This is a genomic window from Paenibacillus sp. MSJ-34 (genome assembly GCF_018918005.1).
Taxonomy (GTDB): domain Bacteria; phylum Bacillota; class Bacilli; order Paenibacillales; family Paenibacillaceae; genus MSJ-34.
On record NZ_JAHLPR010000036.1, the window covers coordinates 1 to 15396 of the forward strand.

A 15396-nucleotide genomic window follows, 5' to 3' on the forward strand; every position below is an offset into this window, starting at 1 on the left:
TTCATGAAAATCACCCAATTCATTAGAAATAAAAAAAGCCTTCTCGGCGATTATTGGGGTGATTTTGAAAAGTCAAGAGGAATGTTTGTTCGCACCCCATGTTTGGGGGTGAAACAATAGAAGACCCTAGCTAGGAAGCTAGAGTCTGCAACGGAATGTGAATTCCGAGAAGCTTAATGTTATAATGTGGAGGGATTTGCCATCAGGGCAAATTCGTCGCAAGAGAGAACTAAGAGGTTGGCAGGTGGGGCGATTGTTGCCGAAAGTAAGTGACATATTATATATTCAAGTCGATTCGGGAGATCGCGAAGAAGCTTCGAAACAATTCAAAGCGCGCATTGCCGAAGCCGAAGAGGATTGTCTTTATATCGAAATCCCATTGGAAGAAAAAACGGGAAAGCTGAAAAAATTGAATTTGGGAGACAAGCTGTCGGCTTATTATGTGAATGAGAGCGGCGTAAAGCATTCTTTTCGCACCTTCGTTATCGGTTTCAAAGATGACGGCATCCGAATGGTTTCGATTCGGAAGCCCGTTCCGGAACAGATCGCAAAGGCGCAAAGGCGCAAATATTTGCGCGTGGGCGCCGAGCTTGAGGTGGCTGTCAAAGTAAGCGGCCAGCTGCGTTTTGTCGCCGTCACGAAAGATGTAAGCGGAGGAGGCCTCTCTTTCGTATGCGACGGCCAATGGTCGCTGCGCAATGAACAACCGCTATTTTGCTGGCTGTTGCTAACGTTTAAGAACGGCTCGATCGGCCATATTCCGTTTACGGGGGAAATCGTTCGGCTGAAACGGCTTATGACCGGCGAGCAGATGGTGATGCTGCAATATACCGACATTGCGGATACCGACCGGCAAACGTTGATACGCTTCTGCTTCGAGCGGCAATTTCAAATGCGCAAACACTGATCGCCTTATGCTGCGCATAAAACGGAGGAAATCGGTTACAATAACAGGAAAACTTGGAGGTGTCTCATGATGAGGGATAAAGCTTCCGAGCGCTATGTTCGCCTGTTCCTTCGTTTCTCGAGACGCGTCGAGCGGATGCTGCTGCGCTTGGTTATCGTTTTCGTTTGTTTCTTGATTGCGGCCCAAGCGCTGCTGCGCATTCCCGCATTGCGGGAATTGATTTCCGCCGTCGACCGTCTGGAAGGCAAGCCGGTCATGTATCGTTCCGCGCGCGAGAACAACAATCCTTCGCCGGAATCGCAACAGTTTTTGCATCCTTAGCTGCAGTGTGGTATAATTTTCACGTCCGCAGGCAACGCCTGCTTTTTTATTGAGGGCAAGTTTGCGGCGCAACGACAGCTAAGGAGGAGTACCCCATTGGCTATCTCACAGCCAGATGTGACCAAACAACGTAAAATTAATGTTGCCATCGACGGCCCCGCCGGAGCGGGGAAAAGTACGGTAGCGCGTCTGGTCGCCTTGGCGCTTGAATATGTGTACGTGGACACCGGAGCGATGTATCGGGCCGTCGCCTTGCATATGATTCGGCACGGCGTTCGTCCGGATGAAACGGAGCTTGTCACAAGGAAAGCGGCCGAAATCGATATCCGTCTCGTTCCCGAACGAAACAAACAAAAGGTGCTGCTGGATGGGGAAGACGTTACGGAGCTTATTCGTTCTTTGGAAGTGAACCGGCAAGTGTCGCATTACGCCAAGATCGAGCGGCTGAGACAAATGCTGGTGGACATGCAGCGCCGGCTGGCAGCCGGCAAAGGAGTCGTCATGGACGGACGGGACATCGGTACGCAAGTGCTGCCGGATGCGGAAGCGAAATTTTTCCTTACGGCGAGTGTGGAGGAGCGCGCATTGCGGCGGTACAAGGAAATGGAAGATCGCGATCGCGTCTCGCTCGAGCAGTTGCAGCGCGACATCGCCGAACGCGATCGTCTGGATGAACAGCGAACCGTTTCGCCGTTAGTTTGCGCAAGCGACGCAATTCGATTGGATACGACTTCGATGAGCATCGACGACGTCGTAGCGCATATTGTCTCTTACTGCAGAACCAAAACGGATGGAGCGAAGTAAACTATGTTATACTCCTTTTGCAGGTCCTTGCTAAGATTATTCTACAGGTTCGTCTTTCGGCTTCAGGCGGTAGGCGTAGAACATATACCGAAGGAAGGACCGGTCCTGCTGTGCGCAAACCATATCAGCGTCTTGGATCCGCCGACGCTCGGCGTGTTTCTGGAACGGCGCATTCACTTTATGGCCAAGGCCGAACTGTTCAAAATTCCGCTGTTCGGACAACTGATCCGGGGGCTAGGCGCATTTCCCGTCAAACGGGGCGGCGTAAGCAAGGAATCGATTCGAACTGCGCTCGGCATATTGAAGGAAGGCAAAGTCATGGGCATCTTTCCCGAAGGAACCCGCGGCGGCGGAATGGGTAAGAAAGGCGCGGCAAGCTTTGCGTTACGGAGCGGCGCAGCCGTCATTCCGGCGGCGATATGCGGGGAATACAAATGGTTTCGTAGAATGAAGATCGTTTATGGCCCTCCGGTGGATTTATCGGAATTTCAAGACAATCCTTCCGCTTCGCTTGAGCAAGCGACCGACAAAATTATGAAGGACATCAACGAATTGATTCGAACGCATCGCTAATTTATTTTTGCGCCAGACGCATGAAATACAATTTTGGAAAGATACTACAGGTATTATTTTTCATTATGACTTATTTTTACGTTTGTTTTGAACGCCGCTCGTCAACGGGCGGGTTTAAATAAATGGGGTTTTCAATTGAGGAGGTTATTTCTGATGACGGAAGAAATGAAAATGCAAGAGACGGTTGAAACTGAAAATCAAGAGGCAATGGATCATATGGTTGCCTTGAAAAAAGGGGACACCGTGAAAGGAACGATCGTCAAAATCGACGACAACCAAGCGTATGTAAGCTTTGGATATAAATATGACGGTGTGATTCCGATCCGCGAACTCTCTGCGGTTCAAGTGGACAATGCGGCTGATGCGGTACAGGTAGGGCAAGAAGTCGAATGCCGCGTCGTAAGCATCGACGACGAGAGAGAAAAGCTTATTCTGTCCAAACGTCAAATCGATAGCGAGAACGCATGGGAAGCGCTGCAAGCGCGTTTCGACAATCAAGAAGTGTTCGAGGTTGTCGTCGCTGATGTCGTCAAAGGCGGAATCGTCGTTGACGTAGGCGTGCGCGGATTTATTCCTGCTTCTATGGTAGAGCGTCATTTTGTAGAAGATTTCAGCGATTACAAAGGACGTACTCTTCGCGTGAAAGTGAAAGAATTGGATCGCGAGAACAATAAAGTCATTTTATCGCAAAAAGATGTGCTCGATGAGGAATTCGAAGCGAATAAGCAAAAAGTAATGGCAAGCTTGAAGGAAGGCCAAGAAATCGAAGGCACGGTGCAACGGTTGACGCAATTCGGCGCATTCGTCGATATCGGCGGGGTAGACGGCTTGGTGCACGTTTCCGAGCTCGCTTGGACGCATGTCGACAAACCTTCGGATGTTGTACAAGAAGGCCAAACCGTCAAGGTGAAAGTGCTCAAAGTAGATCCTGCGAACGGAAAAATCAGCCTAAGCATGAAAGCGGCGCAACCGGGTCCTTGGGATACGGCGGCAACGCAATTCAAAGTAGGCGATATTGTATCCGGCCAAGTGAAGCGCCTTGTCAACTTCGGGGCATTCGTTGAAATCGCGCCGGGCGTGGAAGGTTTGGTTCATATTTCGCAAATCGCCCATCGCCATATCGCAACGCCGTTCGAAGTGTTGAAAGAGGGCGAAACCGTTCAAGTGAAAATTCTGGACTTGAACGTTGCCGACAAACGCGTTAGCTTAAGCATCAAAGAGACGGAAGAAGCTCCGGCTCCGGCGCCGAAGGCGGAAAAAGCGCTGAAGGAAGAATTGAACAATCCTAACGTTTCGCTTAATAACCAAGGCTTAAGCTTTACGCTTGGCGAAAAATTCGGAGATAAACTGAGCAAATTGAAATAATATCGTATTGCGAAATAGTGCGAAGCGAACCGACCCGGATCGCTTCGCGCGGGCGATTAGGAGGTACACATGCGCGTTTCACGCAAAATGGAGCATGTACGCCATGCGTTGCAGCTTGGCCAGAGCGGAAATAACGGTTTATCTGATATTCGTTTCGTGCACAACGCTTTGCCGGAACAATCCCTCTCCTCCGTCACATTATCGACATCGATCGGCGAGCTCGTATTGAGTTCGCCGATTATTATTAATGCGATGACCGGCGGAGCGGAAGAGACGGAGGCGATCAACCGGGGGTTTGCCGAGGCGGCCAAGGAAACCGGAATCGCGATGGCGGTCGGCTCGCAAATGGCGGCTTTGAAGCATCCCGAGGTGCGTTCGAGCTACACGGTTGTGCGGAAGACGAATCCGGACGGCATCGTGCTTGCCAATTTGGGCGGCGAGGCGACTCCGGAGCAAGCGCTTGCGGCTGTGGAAATGCTGGAGGCGAACGCGCTGCAAATTCATCTGAATCCGATGCAAGAGCTGATTATGCCGGAGGGAGACCGGGATTTCAGAGGGATGGCGGAGCGGATCGGGCGAATCGCCGAAACGGTGCCGGTGCCGGTCATCGTCAAGGAAGTCGGATTCGGATTGACGAGGGACGTTGCGCGCCGTTTGCGTGAAGCGGGCGTGAAACTGATCGATGTCGGGGGCGCGGGGGGAACGAATTTTGCGGCGATCGAGAATATGCGCCGCACGGCGCCTCTCGATTGGTTGAACGATTGGGGGCTGACGACCAGTTGCGCTTTGCTCGAAGTGCAATCCGTCTATCGTCCCGAACAGATTATCGCATCGGGCGGCATCGCGGAGCCGATGGATGCGTGCAAAGCGTTGGCCGTCGGAGCGGCGGCCGTCGGCGTGGCGGGAGCGTTCTTGCGGACGTTGCGCCAGGAAGGGGTTGGCGCGCTGATCGGACGCATTCGCGAAATGAACGATCATTTGTCGTTATTGATGACGGCGCTCGGCGCTCCGGATGTGGCGGGATTGGCGCGCGTTCCGCTCGTGATCGGCGGAGCGACGGCCGAATGGTGCGCCGCCCGGAATATCGACATTCGCGGGTACGGATGCAGAACAGATTAAATTGCCGTCAAAAGACAAATAATAGTGGCAGCAGAGGTGATAGGATTGAATCCGGGCATTATTTCGCTGTTGCTCTTATTGATTGCTGCCATTTTGACGGCGAGCGGATGGAACCGGCTTGTGGCCGGAAACGCTTTTTCCGAGAAAGCGATCTTGCTGTTTATGGCCGGATGGCTGTTTCTTCATTTCTTTACGATTCGTCCGGGGGCCGGCGTATCCGTTAATTTGGGAGCTGCGCTTATTGCGGCGGCGATTCCCGTTATGTATATGCGTATGCGCAGCGCGTACCGGCGCGTCTACGTTTCCCTCGTCGCTATTTTGATCGCGATGCTGTATGGGCTTTTCAGCCATTTGCATGCGCTTGATCCGGTGCTGATCTGGGTTTCCCCCGAATGGGATCCCGTCATCGTCATCGGATTGTGCATCTTCATGACCGTACATACTTTCGAGGAGCAAGTGGCGACCGTCTCGATCGGGCTTCTGGGCGGAGATCTGCTGCTGCAAGCGCTAAACGGCGGCATGCATGCGATACAAATCGGAACGCCGGGCTGGCACGATACGTGGTGGTTGACGCTGCTGGCGGTCAGGGTGTCGGCATGGACGGCGGAGAAGGTGCTGGAAGGCTGGAGAATGGCTCGTTCCGCCTTGTTTCGACGCAAAAATAAATAACGCAAACGGTTAGCAAAGAGCGCCGTTTTTTGCTATGATTGAGAAATGCGAAACGATAAGTTTTCAAACTTATTGTATTATTTGACCCAAAGACATTTTAGGAGGATGACTATGGCAAGACCCGTTATTGCTATCGTCGGCAGGCCGAACGTAGGAAAATCGACGATTTTTAACCGTATTATCGGCGACCGGCTGGCAATAGTTGAAGATAAACCCGGAATTACGCGCGACCGCATATACGGCAGCGGAGAATGGAACGGCAAGCCTTTCAGCATCATCGATACCGGCGGCATCGAAATCGACGGCGAAGACGCCATGCTGAAATCGATCCGCGCGCAGGCCGAATTGGCCATCGAGGAAGCGGACGTCATCGTCTTTATGTGCGATGCGAAGGCGGGCGTAACGAATGCCGACGAAGAAGTGGCCGAATTGCTCTACCGCTCGGGCAAACCGATTATCGTTGCGGTCAATAAGGTTGACAATCTGAATCGGATGGAGGATATATACGAGTTTTATTCCTTAGGATTCGGCGATCCGATCGCCTTATCGGGCGCGCATGGAACCGGCATCGGCGATTTGCTCGACGAGGCCGCGAAACGGCTGCCCGAGCAGACGGAAGAAGAATATGACGAAGACGTCATTAGAGTGGCGTTGATCGGGCGCCCGAATGTGGGCAAATCTTCGCTGGTTAACGCCATTCTGGGCGAAGAACGCGTCATCGTCAGCGATGTTGCGGGAACGACGCGCGACGCGGTCGATACGCCGTTCGAGCAGGACGGTCAGCGTTATGTGCTGATCGATACGGCCGGGATGCGCAAACGGGGCAAAGTGTACGAAACGACCGAAAAATACAGCGTCATGCGCTCTTTGAAAGCGATTGAACGAGCGGACGTTGTATTGGTCGTCATTAACGGCGAAGAAGGGATTATCGAACAGGATAAGCATATTGCCGGATATGCCCATGAAGCGGGTAAGGCGTCCATCTTCGTGGTCAATAAATGGGATGCGGTCGAGAAGGACGATAAGACGATGCATCAATTTACGCAGAAAATACGCGATCATTTTCTGTTCATGACTTACAGTCCGATCGTCTTCCTATCCGCCAAAACGAAACAGCGGCTTCATAAGCTGCTGCCTGTCGTTCAGCATGTGTCGCAGCAGCATGCGCTGCGCGTGCAAACGCATCTGCTTAACGACGTCGTATCCGACGCGGTGGCCATGAATCCCCCGCCGACCGACAAGGGACGAAGATTGCGCATTAATTATGTCACACAAGTTGCGGTGAAGCCGCCGACCATTGTCATTTTCGTGAACGATCCGGAATTGATGCATTTTTCGTATGAACGCTATTTGGATAATAAAATTCGAGCCGCGTTCGATTTTGAAGGAACGCCGATTCGATTGTTGACACGGCGCAAATCGGATGATAATTCGTAAAGAGGGGGAAAACTGTGGTTTTACCGATTATCGCTATTGTAATCAGTTATTTGCTCGGTTCGGTCAGTTTTAGCGTTGTTATTGCGAAATGGATGAAAGGCATCGACATTCGGCAGCACGGAAGCGGCAATGCGGGCGCGACCAACACGCTGCGCGTGCTCGGCAAAGGCCCGGCGATCGGAGTTCTGGCGTTGGACGTGCTGAAAGGGATGGGAGCGGTCTGGCTCGGCAAATGGCTTGGCGCGGATAACGGCTGGATCCCTGTGTTGTGCGGCATTGCGGCTATCGTAGGCCATAATTGGCCGATCTACTTCCGTTTCAAAGGCGGCAAAGGGATCGCGACGACGATTGGCGTCATGGCGACCTTAAGCTTTTTGCCGGCTCTTTTTGCCGGCATTATTGCGATTCTTTCGATTGTGTTTACAAGATACGTTTCGCTCGGTTCGCTGCTTTTTACCGGACTATTACCGATTTTTATCGTATTGCTCGGCAGACCTTGGGAAGTGTTCTGGGCCAGTTTGCTGCTCTGTTTATTCGCTTTTGTAAGACATCGTTCGAATATTGTAAAAATTGTGCAAGGCAAAGAAAACAAAATCGGATCCAAGCAGAAAGGGGAACGTCGAGTTGTCTAAAAAAGTGGCTGTGCTCGTCGCAGGAAGTTGGGGGACGGCGCTGGCGAAAGTACTTGCCGACAATGAGATCGATGTGGCTCTCTGGTCGCGGAACGAGGAGCAAGTACGGCAAATCAACGATACGCATCAGAATGAAAAGTATATGCCGGGCGTGGATTTGCCGCGGCGGATCCGGGCTACGACCGATTTGCGGGAAGCGATGGACGATGCCGTCGCCGTCGTCATCGTGGCCCCTTCGTCGGCGATGCGCGAAGTTGCCCGCGGGATTCGGCCCTTCTTCCGGGAAGATATGATATGCATTCATGCGACGAAAGGATTCGAAGTCGGTACGATGAAGCGGATGTCGACCGTCATCGCCGAGGAATTGGGCTGCGACGAATCGGATATCGTCGTCCTGTCCGGGCCGAGCCACGCGGAGGAAGTCGTCCGCTGCTGCCCGACAACGGTTGTCGTCGCTTCGCAACAACTGAAACATGCCGAGATCGCCCAGGATTTGTTCATGAACGCTTATTTCCGCGTTTATACGAATCCGGACGCGCTTGGCGCGGAATTGTCCGGAGCTCTCAAGAACATTATTGCGATCGGAGTCGGCCTATCCGACGGCTTGGGGTACGGCGATAACGCGAAGGCGGCGCTGCTCACGCGCGGTCTCGCCGAGATTGCCCGCCTGGGCACGGCTATGGGAGCCAGCACGTTGACGTTTGCCGGGCTGGCGGGAGTAGGCGATTTGGTCGTGACTTGCACGAGCCGCCATAGCCGCAATTGGCGGGCGGGATCGCTGCTGGCGCAAGGAAAGCCGCTGCAGGAAGTGTTGGATCGGATGGGGATGGTCGTCGAAGGCATCCGCACGACGGAAGCGGCTTACGCATTGGCGCGCCAATACGACGTGCAAATGCCGATCACGGATCAGCTGTACCACGTGCTGTTCGAGAATAAAGAGCCGAAAGCGGCGGTGGAAGATTTAATGGGCCGTGTCAAGCGGCATGAAATCGAAGAGGTCGTAAACGAAACGAACTTCAAATTGCTGTAGCGCCTTCGCTTGACCGCTTGACGCTTTCCAATATTGGCCTATGCGGGAGGCCTGCACCAAGCTTCTTCTCCTTTCATATGATAAAGAAGCACATTGTTAGGAGGGGAAGAATGAGCAAAAACAATGCGAAAGACGTATTGAATGCGGTAAGCAAAAAAACCGGCAAGCCGATTTCGGAAAATGCGATCAAAAAATTGGCCAGCACCGTCAAACCGAGCACATTGCAAAGCGAAACGCAGCTGCGCCAATTGATCAAGCAAGTGTCTGCCGTCGCGAACGTTCCGGTTTCGGAAGCGACCATCAACGATATTATTCAGGCGGTCAAAAAAGGCGGCGGAAATGCTTCCAGCATCGAATCGTTAATGAAAATGATTTCGAAAAGATAATCATTCAAATCTAACATTTTTATGAACTCTCTCTTCGCAAATAATAGACGGACAGCGCGCAAGCAATGTCCGTCTTTTGTTCTTTTTGGGGCAATGGTATAATATAGCTTAGTTTATTTCAACAAAATGACGAACTATGATAGCGGAGGATGAATCGTGACAGACATGATAGAACTTAAAGGAAGAACCGTCTCCAAAACCGTCGATAGCGAGACGGGGTACTCCATTCTCGAGCTTGCGTTAAAGCATAAAGTCGACTGGGGATTTTCATGCACGCGCGGGACATGCGCGCGATGCCGGTGCTACATCGAAGAGGGCGCGGACTGCCTGGAAGAACCTTCGGATGCCGAATGGAGGCGGCTGGAGCCGGAAGAATTGGAGGAAGGATACCGGCTTGGCTGTCAAGCGGTCATTAAACGACCGGGTCGCATCGTAGCGGTCAACAAGCCTTATTTCTAGTTTGACGGAAGGAAAGAGAAGCATGCCCATCCAAGTTACGTTTTTGCCCGACCGCAAGACGGTGCAAGTGCGGCCCGGAACGACATTGCTCGCTGCGGCGAGAAGGGCCCGGGTGAATGTTCGCACCCGATGCGGCGGCAACGCTTCCTGCTTGATGTGCAAAGTTCGGGTAGGCAGCGGCGAAGGATTGACGCCTCCGTTGAAGCAGGAATCGCTGAAATTGGGCCGTTTGATCGAACAAGGCTATCGGCTGGCATGCCAGGCCTGCGTGACCGGCAACGTTGCCGTCACCGTGCCGGAAGACCCGTTAAAGGAGGCCGTGCGCAAACAATTGGCAAGACAGAAAGAGGAGGATGACTTGTAAGTGAATGCATTAGTACAACGGCTGCGAGTACATACCCGTTTGCTGCGGCTTACGGCGCTATTCGCTGCGCTTGCGGTCGCTGCGACGGGGTGCTTGTATCCGGACGAACTGCGCGGCGAGAATAAGGCTTCGTACCGCGACAGCGTGCTGCTCGTTCAAAATGCGGTAGACGAATACCTGAAGAACGAGGGCTTGCTGCCCATCTTCAACAGCACGCAAGAAACGCCGAAATACGAAAAATTTCGCATTAACTTCGAAGATCTCGTGGGCAAGCAATATTTAAGCGCCATCCCGTCGGCCGCGTTCGAAAAAGGGGGGCACGGCTACTTTATTATTATCGACGAGGAAACCAATCCTACCGTCAGAATTATGGATTTGGTCACAGCGCAATTGGTTAACGATTTGCAGAAGGCCGTGGATAAATATGCCGCGGACAATAAAGGGGATTTGCCGCGAGGAGAGGAGGCGTATCCCGGTTATTATTGGCTCGATCTGGACAAGATCGGGCTGTCGAAACGGGCGCTGAACAGCGTGTTCTCCGGAGAAGCCGTCCGGTTCATGCTTGGCGTAAGCGGCAACGTATATGTCGATTACGCGCCGGACATTATGCAAGCCATCGAGAAGTCGGGGCAGCATCCGACCGATCCGACGTTCGACTTGCGGACGCTGCTAACGGAAGCCTCCTACTTCGTCCCCGTCAAATCGGTCCCTTACTTTTGGGTCGACGGAGAACCGAGACCTGCCAAACTATAATAGGTTGTTCAAAGAGTTCACTATAAGACAAGCCGCACGGAAATAGCGTTTATCTACTATTTTTCATGGAGAGGTGATTCGTTTGCCGCAGAAAAAAAAGAAAAAAAAGCAGCCTCAGCATAACAATACGTATAAAGCCAATAAAAAGCCCGAATCCGGCAAATCGTTCATTATTTTTATTATTATCGCCGTCGTCGCGGTTGCGGGACTTATCTATTTGCTAACGAAAACGGCTCCGGTGGATGACCGGCCGGGGAGCGGCGCCAATACCGTTTACGATATTTCGACCGAAGGCCAGCCGACGCTTGGCAATGCGGACGCGAAAGTGTCCGTCGTCGAATTCGCCGATTACAAATGCCCCGCATGCCGCAACTGGAGCATGCAAGTATTTCCGGAACTGAAACAAAATTATATCGATACGGACAAAGTAAGCTTTCATTTTGTCAATTTTCCGTTTATGAGCCAAAATTTCAAGCTGCCAGAGGACGATTCTCGTTATGCCGCTTTGGTCGGAGAGTCGATCTTCCAACAAAACCGCGAAGCGTTCTGGGATTATTACAAGCTTGTGTTCGAAAATCAAGGAAGCGAGAGCGAAGTTTGGGCGACCAAAGAGAAAATTATGGGATTGGCCGCTGAAATTGAAGGCATCGATTTGGCAAAATTGGAAGAAGATGCGGACAAAGGAACGTACAACGCCGAAATCGAGAAAGATTTGCAGTTGGTCCGCGAAGCTGAAGTGACGGTTACGCCGACCATTCTCGTCAACGGGAAACGGATCGAGACGCCGACGTACGAGAACATCGCCAAAGCTATTGAAGAGGAATTGGAGAAATGAGACGCCGGATAAGCGATTACGGGTTGTACGCTGCATGTTTCGTCGCGATCATCGCAACGGCGGGCAGCTTGTATTTCAGCGAAATTGCCCGATTCGAGCCATGCAAGCTCTGTTGGCTGCAGCGCATTATGATGTATCCGCTTGTGATCCTATTAGGCATCGCGGCATACGAGAACAACCGGTCGATCGTCAAGTACGCGCTTCCGTTCAGCGTCATCGGAGGCTGCATCTCGCTGTGGCACGTCCTGGAATTGAACGTCCCGGCTTTGGCGGAGTTCACGCCGTGCACCGTAGGCATACCGTGCAATTTCGATTATTTGAATTGGTTCGGATTCATCACGATTCCGTTATTGGCGCTGATCGCCTTTATTCTCATTACCGCGCTCCTCATTATAGTCCGCAAAGCGGGCGATTCCGAGTAGCCGCTCGATCGAAGATCGCTTTCCCGCCTGTTCGTTCAGGAGGAGGGCGATCTTTTTTCTATGATGTTCATTCCGGTATAATTGCATAAATTGGGCATATCCTCTCCTAGAGGTTCATATAACATATTTGGAGGCCTAGTGAACGGCGCAGCGCAAGCTTAATACATATTCGTCTAACGCATTTCTATTTATGAGAAGTTTTTTGCACAAGGACGTCATATTTGCGCATATGGAACATATGCTGTTACTAGTCCAAATGTATGTACGAGTCACGTCGCTTTGGCGCGCAAAAGGAAATCGCTCGTGGCGGCGAACACTGGCGACAACGGCAAAAGCTCATACGCTGCAATTGTTGCGAACCTTTTCTGATGGGCAATGGATCAGAAAAAATTTAGGAGGGGATATCATTGGAAAAAGTGGACATTTTTAAGGACATTGCTGAGCGTACCGGCGGGGATATTTACCTCGGGGTCGTTGGTGCGGTCCGCACGGGGAAATCAACCTTCATTAAACGTTTCATGGAAACGGTTGTTTTGCCTAACATCACGAACGATGCCGACCGTTTGCGGGCTGTCGACGAACTGCCGCAAAGCGCGGCCGGCAAGACGATTATGACGACCGAACCGAAATTCGTTCCGAACAACGCCGTTCAAATTAAAGTGGCGGAAGGGCTGGAAGTCAACGTCCGTCTCGTAGATTGCGTAGGCTATGCCGTGGAAGGCGCAAAAGGATACGAGGACGAGAACGGCCCGCGGATGATTTCGACGCCTTGGTTTGAAGAACCGATCCCGTTTCAGGAAGCGGCGGAAATCGGAACCCGCAAAGTCATTCAGGAACATTCGACGCTCGGCGTTGTCGTGACGACGGACGGATCGATCGCGGAAATTCCGCGCAGCTCCTATATCGAATCGGAAGAACGGGTCATCGCCGAGTTGAAAGAAGTCGGCAAACCGTTCGTACTCATTATTAACTCGACCAAGCCGCGCAGCGAAGAAACGCTGCAATTGCGAAGCGAGTTGGCGGAAAAGTACGATATTCCGGTCATGTCGATGAGCGTGGCGAATATGGGCGAGGACGATGTCATGGGCGTTCTCCGCGAAGTATTGTACGAATTCCCGGTTCATGAAGTCAACGTGAATTTGCCGAGCTGGGTCATGGTGCTGAACGAATCCCACTGGCTGCGCAGCAATTACGAAAATTCCGTGCGCGATACGGTGAAAGATATTCGCCGCCTGCGCGATGTCGATCGCGTCGTTTCCCAATTCATGGAGTACGACTTTATCGACCGGGCCGGGCTAAGCGGCATGAATATGGGGCAGGGCGTGGCTGAGATCGACCTGTATGCGCCGGATGAACTATACGATAAAATTTTGATGGAAGTCGTCGGCGTGGAAATTCGCGGCAAAGACCATTTGCTGCAGTTGATGCAGGAATTCAGCCACGCGAAGCGCGAATACGACCGTTTTGCGGAATCGCTCGAGATGGTCAAGACGACGGGCTACGGCATCGCGGCTCCGACGCTTGCCGAAATGGCGCTTGACGAGCCGGAATTGATCCGTCAAGGCTCCCGATTCGGCGTCCGCTTGAAAGCGACCGCGCCGTCGATTCATATGATTCGCGTCGATGTCGAATCGGAATTCGCTCCGATTATCGGAACGGAAAAACAAAGCGAGGAACTGGTCCGCTACTTAATGCAAGATTTCGAGAACGATCCGATCAAAATATGGGAATCCGACATATTCGGACGATCGCTGCATTCCATCGTCAGAGAAGGCATTCAAGGCAAAATCGCCATGATGCCGGACAATGCACGCTACAAATTGCAGGAGACGCTGGGACGAATCATCAACGAAGGATCGGGCGGGCTCATCGCCATCATTTTGTAAGGCCCATATCATATTACGGAAAAAGAAGCGCATGAATCGTGCTTCTTTTTTTATTGCAGATGCTGTACATTTGCGAACGGTTGTTTCCGGTTGTTCGCAACAGCAGCTCCCGATCGCGTCCGGTAGCACCTTATTTTTGACACTTATTGGAATTCATCCAACCAATCATCGGTTCAGACTCTATTGCACGTCGATTCATTGGAATTTGTCCAATCAAATCGTTCCAAATTCGGCTAATAACGAAAAATGCCTTGGATTCATTGGATCATTTCCAACTGAGCCTCTTTATTTTACCATATATTCCCAAAATCATTGGACATTCTCCAGTGGCCGATTGCCGACTAGTGGAGCATAAACGATGCCAAAATCCCCTTCCTAACGGTCTTTCCGGATAGCTTTTTTCACTCTTTTTGGCGTAAGCACTTGAAATTATAAACGCAGTGTATTACTATAAGTTTGTTCCTAGCCCTGCGATGCAACGCATGGGATCACGCCAATACAGGAATTTTCGCAGATGAATGTATATTTTTTCGCGAAACGGTAAAGAAAGTATGATAATGGAGCATATTCCTTTGGGGAGGTGAATAGCATGAACAAATCCGAATTGATTGCACAAGTGGCTGAATCGACCGAATTATCCAAGAAGGACGCCACGAAAGCGGTTGACGCCGTCTTCGAAGCGATTTCCGCGGCGTTGCAGAACGGAGATAAAGTTCAACTGGTCGGTTTCGGAAACTTCGAAGTTCGCGAGCGTTCCGCGCGCAAAGGCCGCAACCCGCAAACGGGCGAAGAGATCGAAATTCCAGCTAGCAAAATTCCAGCTTTCAAACCTGGTAAAGCTCTTAAAGACGGAATTAAATAAGCGATTCTACATATTTTGACCTGAAAAAAGACCGTGAAGCTTGTTCACGGCCTTTTCTTTTCTAAAGGCGCGTTCTACCTTTCCGAACGCCGGCGTTGCTCGGGCTCCGGGGCGCCGATATCGGTATATGCGATCAATACGATATGTTCGCCGGAAGATTGCCGCAGCTCTTCTTCCCATTGCTTTAATCGCGTAATTTGGTTATCCTCTAATTGTGCGGGACGCATGCTTGAACTCCTTTCAAGAAGTTATTTCAAATAACGTTCCCCGTTAGTATTGCCTGATCGTAAAAATAAAACAACGTGCAGGGGGTGGGATCATGGAAATGGCGAATGCGGATTACATCGTCGTGAAGGCGAAGGAGCAAGGAGTGCATGTGATCGGACTGACCAGAGGACATGATACGAGGTTTCATCATACCGAGAAACTGGATAAGGGCGAAGTTCTGATCTGCCAATTTACCGACCATACGTCGGCCATTAAAATCCGCGGCAATGCGGTCGTTATGACCAAATACGGGACGATCGAAACGGACGCGTAAAATTGCAGGCATAGCCTGCTTTTTTACGTTG

20 protein-coding genes are annotated in these 15396 nt (G+C 51.5%); 19 read left to right on the top strand and 1 reads right to left on the bottom strand.

Features of this window, described 5'->3' with window-relative positions; translation table 11 throughout:
- Window positions 1-256: 256 nt before the first annotated feature.
- The 18 genes from KQI79_RS18145 (at window position 257) to KQI79_RS18230 (ending at window position 14824) form a co-directional block, all read left to right on the top strand.
- On the top strand, window positions 257-907 hold the full coding sequence (locus KQI79_RS18145) for a flagellar brake protein (protein ID WP_367398213.1): 651 nt from the start codon (window positions 257-259) through the stop codon (window positions 905-907).
- A gap of 66 nt (window positions 908-973) precedes the next feature.
- Entirely contained in the window at window positions 974-1228 is a 255-nt protein-coding gene (locus KQI79_RS18150) for a DUF5359 family protein (RefSeq protein ID WP_216539711.1), read from the top strand.
- A gap of 102 nt (window positions 1229-1330) precedes the next feature.
- On the top strand, window positions 1331-2032 hold the full coding sequence (gene cmk / locus KQI79_RS18155; protein ID WP_216539792.1) for a (d)CMP kinase: 702 nt from the start codon (window positions 1331-1333) through the stop codon (window positions 2030-2032).
- Window positions 2033-2035: 3 nt separating this feature from the next.
- Complete coding sequence (locus KQI79_RS18160; protein WP_216539712.1) at window positions 2036-2605, top strand: lysophospholipid acyltransferase family protein; 570 nt, start codon at window positions 2036-2038, stop codon at window positions 2603-2605.
- 153 nt (window positions 2606-2758) lie between these two features.
- Window positions 2759-3970 (top strand): 30S ribosomal protein S1, encoded by a 1212-nt coding sequence (gene rpsA / locus KQI79_RS18165; RefSeq protein ID WP_216539713.1) that lies wholly within the window; start codon window positions 2759-2761, stop codon window positions 3968-3970.
- Between the two features lie 69 nt (window positions 3971-4039).
- A complete protein-coding gene (fni, locus tag KQI79_RS18170; protein ID WP_216539714.1) occupies window positions 4040-5089 on the top strand; it encodes a type 2 isopentenyl-diphosphate Delta-isomerase in 1050 nt (349 codons plus the stop codon).
- Between the two features lie 24 nt (window positions 5090-5113).
- Window positions 5114-5758, top strand: coding sequence for a YphA family membrane protein (locus tag KQI79_RS18175; protein WP_216539715.1), 645 nt, complete (start codon window positions 5114-5116; stop codon window positions 5756-5758).
- Window positions 5759-5869: 111 nt separating this feature from the next.
- Entirely contained in the window at window positions 5870-7195 is a 1326-nt protein-coding gene (der, locus tag KQI79_RS18180) for a ribosome biogenesis GTPase Der (protein WP_216539716.1), read from the top strand.
- Between the two features lie 14 nt (window positions 7196-7209).
- On the top strand, window positions 7210-7827 hold the full coding sequence (gene plsY / locus KQI79_RS18185; RefSeq protein WP_216539717.1) for a glycerol-3-phosphate 1-O-acyltransferase PlsY: 618 nt from the start codon (window positions 7210-7212) through the stop codon (window positions 7825-7827).
- Window positions 7820-8857, top strand: coding sequence for an NAD(P)H-dependent glycerol-3-phosphate dehydrogenase (locus tag KQI79_RS18190; protein WP_216539718.1), 1038 nt, complete (start codon window positions 7820-7822; stop codon window positions 8855-8857). The genes plsY and KQI79_RS18190 overlap by 8 nt, the downstream gene beginning before the upstream one ends.
- Before the next feature lie 110 nt (window positions 8858-8967).
- Complete coding sequence (locus tag KQI79_RS18195) at window positions 8968-9243, top strand: stage VI sporulation protein F (protein WP_216539719.1); 276 nt, start codon at window positions 8968-8970, stop codon at window positions 9241-9243.
- A 165-nt stretch (window positions 9244-9408) separates the two neighbouring features.
- A complete protein-coding gene (locus tag KQI79_RS18200) occupies window positions 9409-9702 on the top strand; it encodes a 2Fe-2S iron-sulfur cluster-binding protein (RefSeq protein ID WP_216539793.1) in 294 nt (97 codons plus the stop codon).
- Between the two features lie 22 nt (window positions 9703-9724).
- Entirely contained in the window at window positions 9725-10066 is a 342-nt protein-coding gene (locus KQI79_RS18205) for a 2Fe-2S iron-sulfur cluster-binding protein (protein WP_216539720.1), read from the top strand.
- A complete protein-coding gene (locus KQI79_RS18210) occupies window positions 10067-10819 on the top strand; it encodes a DUF3939 domain-containing protein (protein ID WP_230191173.1) in 753 nt (250 codons plus the stop codon).
- A gap of 82 nt (window positions 10820-10901) precedes the next feature.
- Complete coding sequence (locus KQI79_RS18215; protein WP_216539721.1) at window positions 10902-11654, top strand: DsbA family protein; 753 nt, start codon at window positions 10902-10904, stop codon at window positions 11652-11654.
- Window positions 11651-12076, top strand: coding sequence for a disulfide oxidoreductase (locus KQI79_RS18220; protein ID WP_216539722.1), 426 nt, complete (start codon window positions 11651-11653; stop codon window positions 12074-12076). The genes KQI79_RS18215 and KQI79_RS18220 overlap by 4 nt, the downstream gene beginning before the upstream one ends.
- A gap of 407 nt (window positions 12077-12483) precedes the next feature.
- Complete coding sequence (spoIVA, locus tag KQI79_RS18225; protein WP_216539723.1) at window positions 12484-13962, top strand: stage IV sporulation protein A; 1479 nt, start codon at window positions 12484-12486, stop codon at window positions 13960-13962.
- A 589-nt stretch (window positions 13963-14551) separates the two neighbouring features.
- A complete protein-coding gene (locus tag KQI79_RS18230; RefSeq protein WP_216539724.1) occupies window positions 14552-14824 on the top strand; it encodes an HU family DNA-binding protein in 273 nt (90 codons plus the stop codon).
- 74 nt (window positions 14825-14898) lie between these two features.
- On the opposite strand, the gene KQI79_RS18235 is transcribed toward KQI79_RS18230, so the two are convergent.
- A complete protein-coding gene (locus tag KQI79_RS18235) occupies window positions 14899-15051 on the bottom strand; it encodes a hypothetical protein (RefSeq protein ID WP_216539725.1) in 153 nt (50 codons plus the stop codon).
- 92 nt (window positions 15052-15143) lie between these two features.
- Between KQI79_RS18235 and mtrB the strand changes: the two genes are divergently transcribed.
- Complete coding sequence (gene mtrB, locus KQI79_RS18240) at window positions 15144-15365, top strand: trp RNA-binding attenuation protein MtrB (RefSeq protein WP_216539726.1); 222 nt, start codon at window positions 15144-15146, stop codon at window positions 15363-15365.
- Window positions 15366-15396 lie beyond the last annotated feature (31 nt).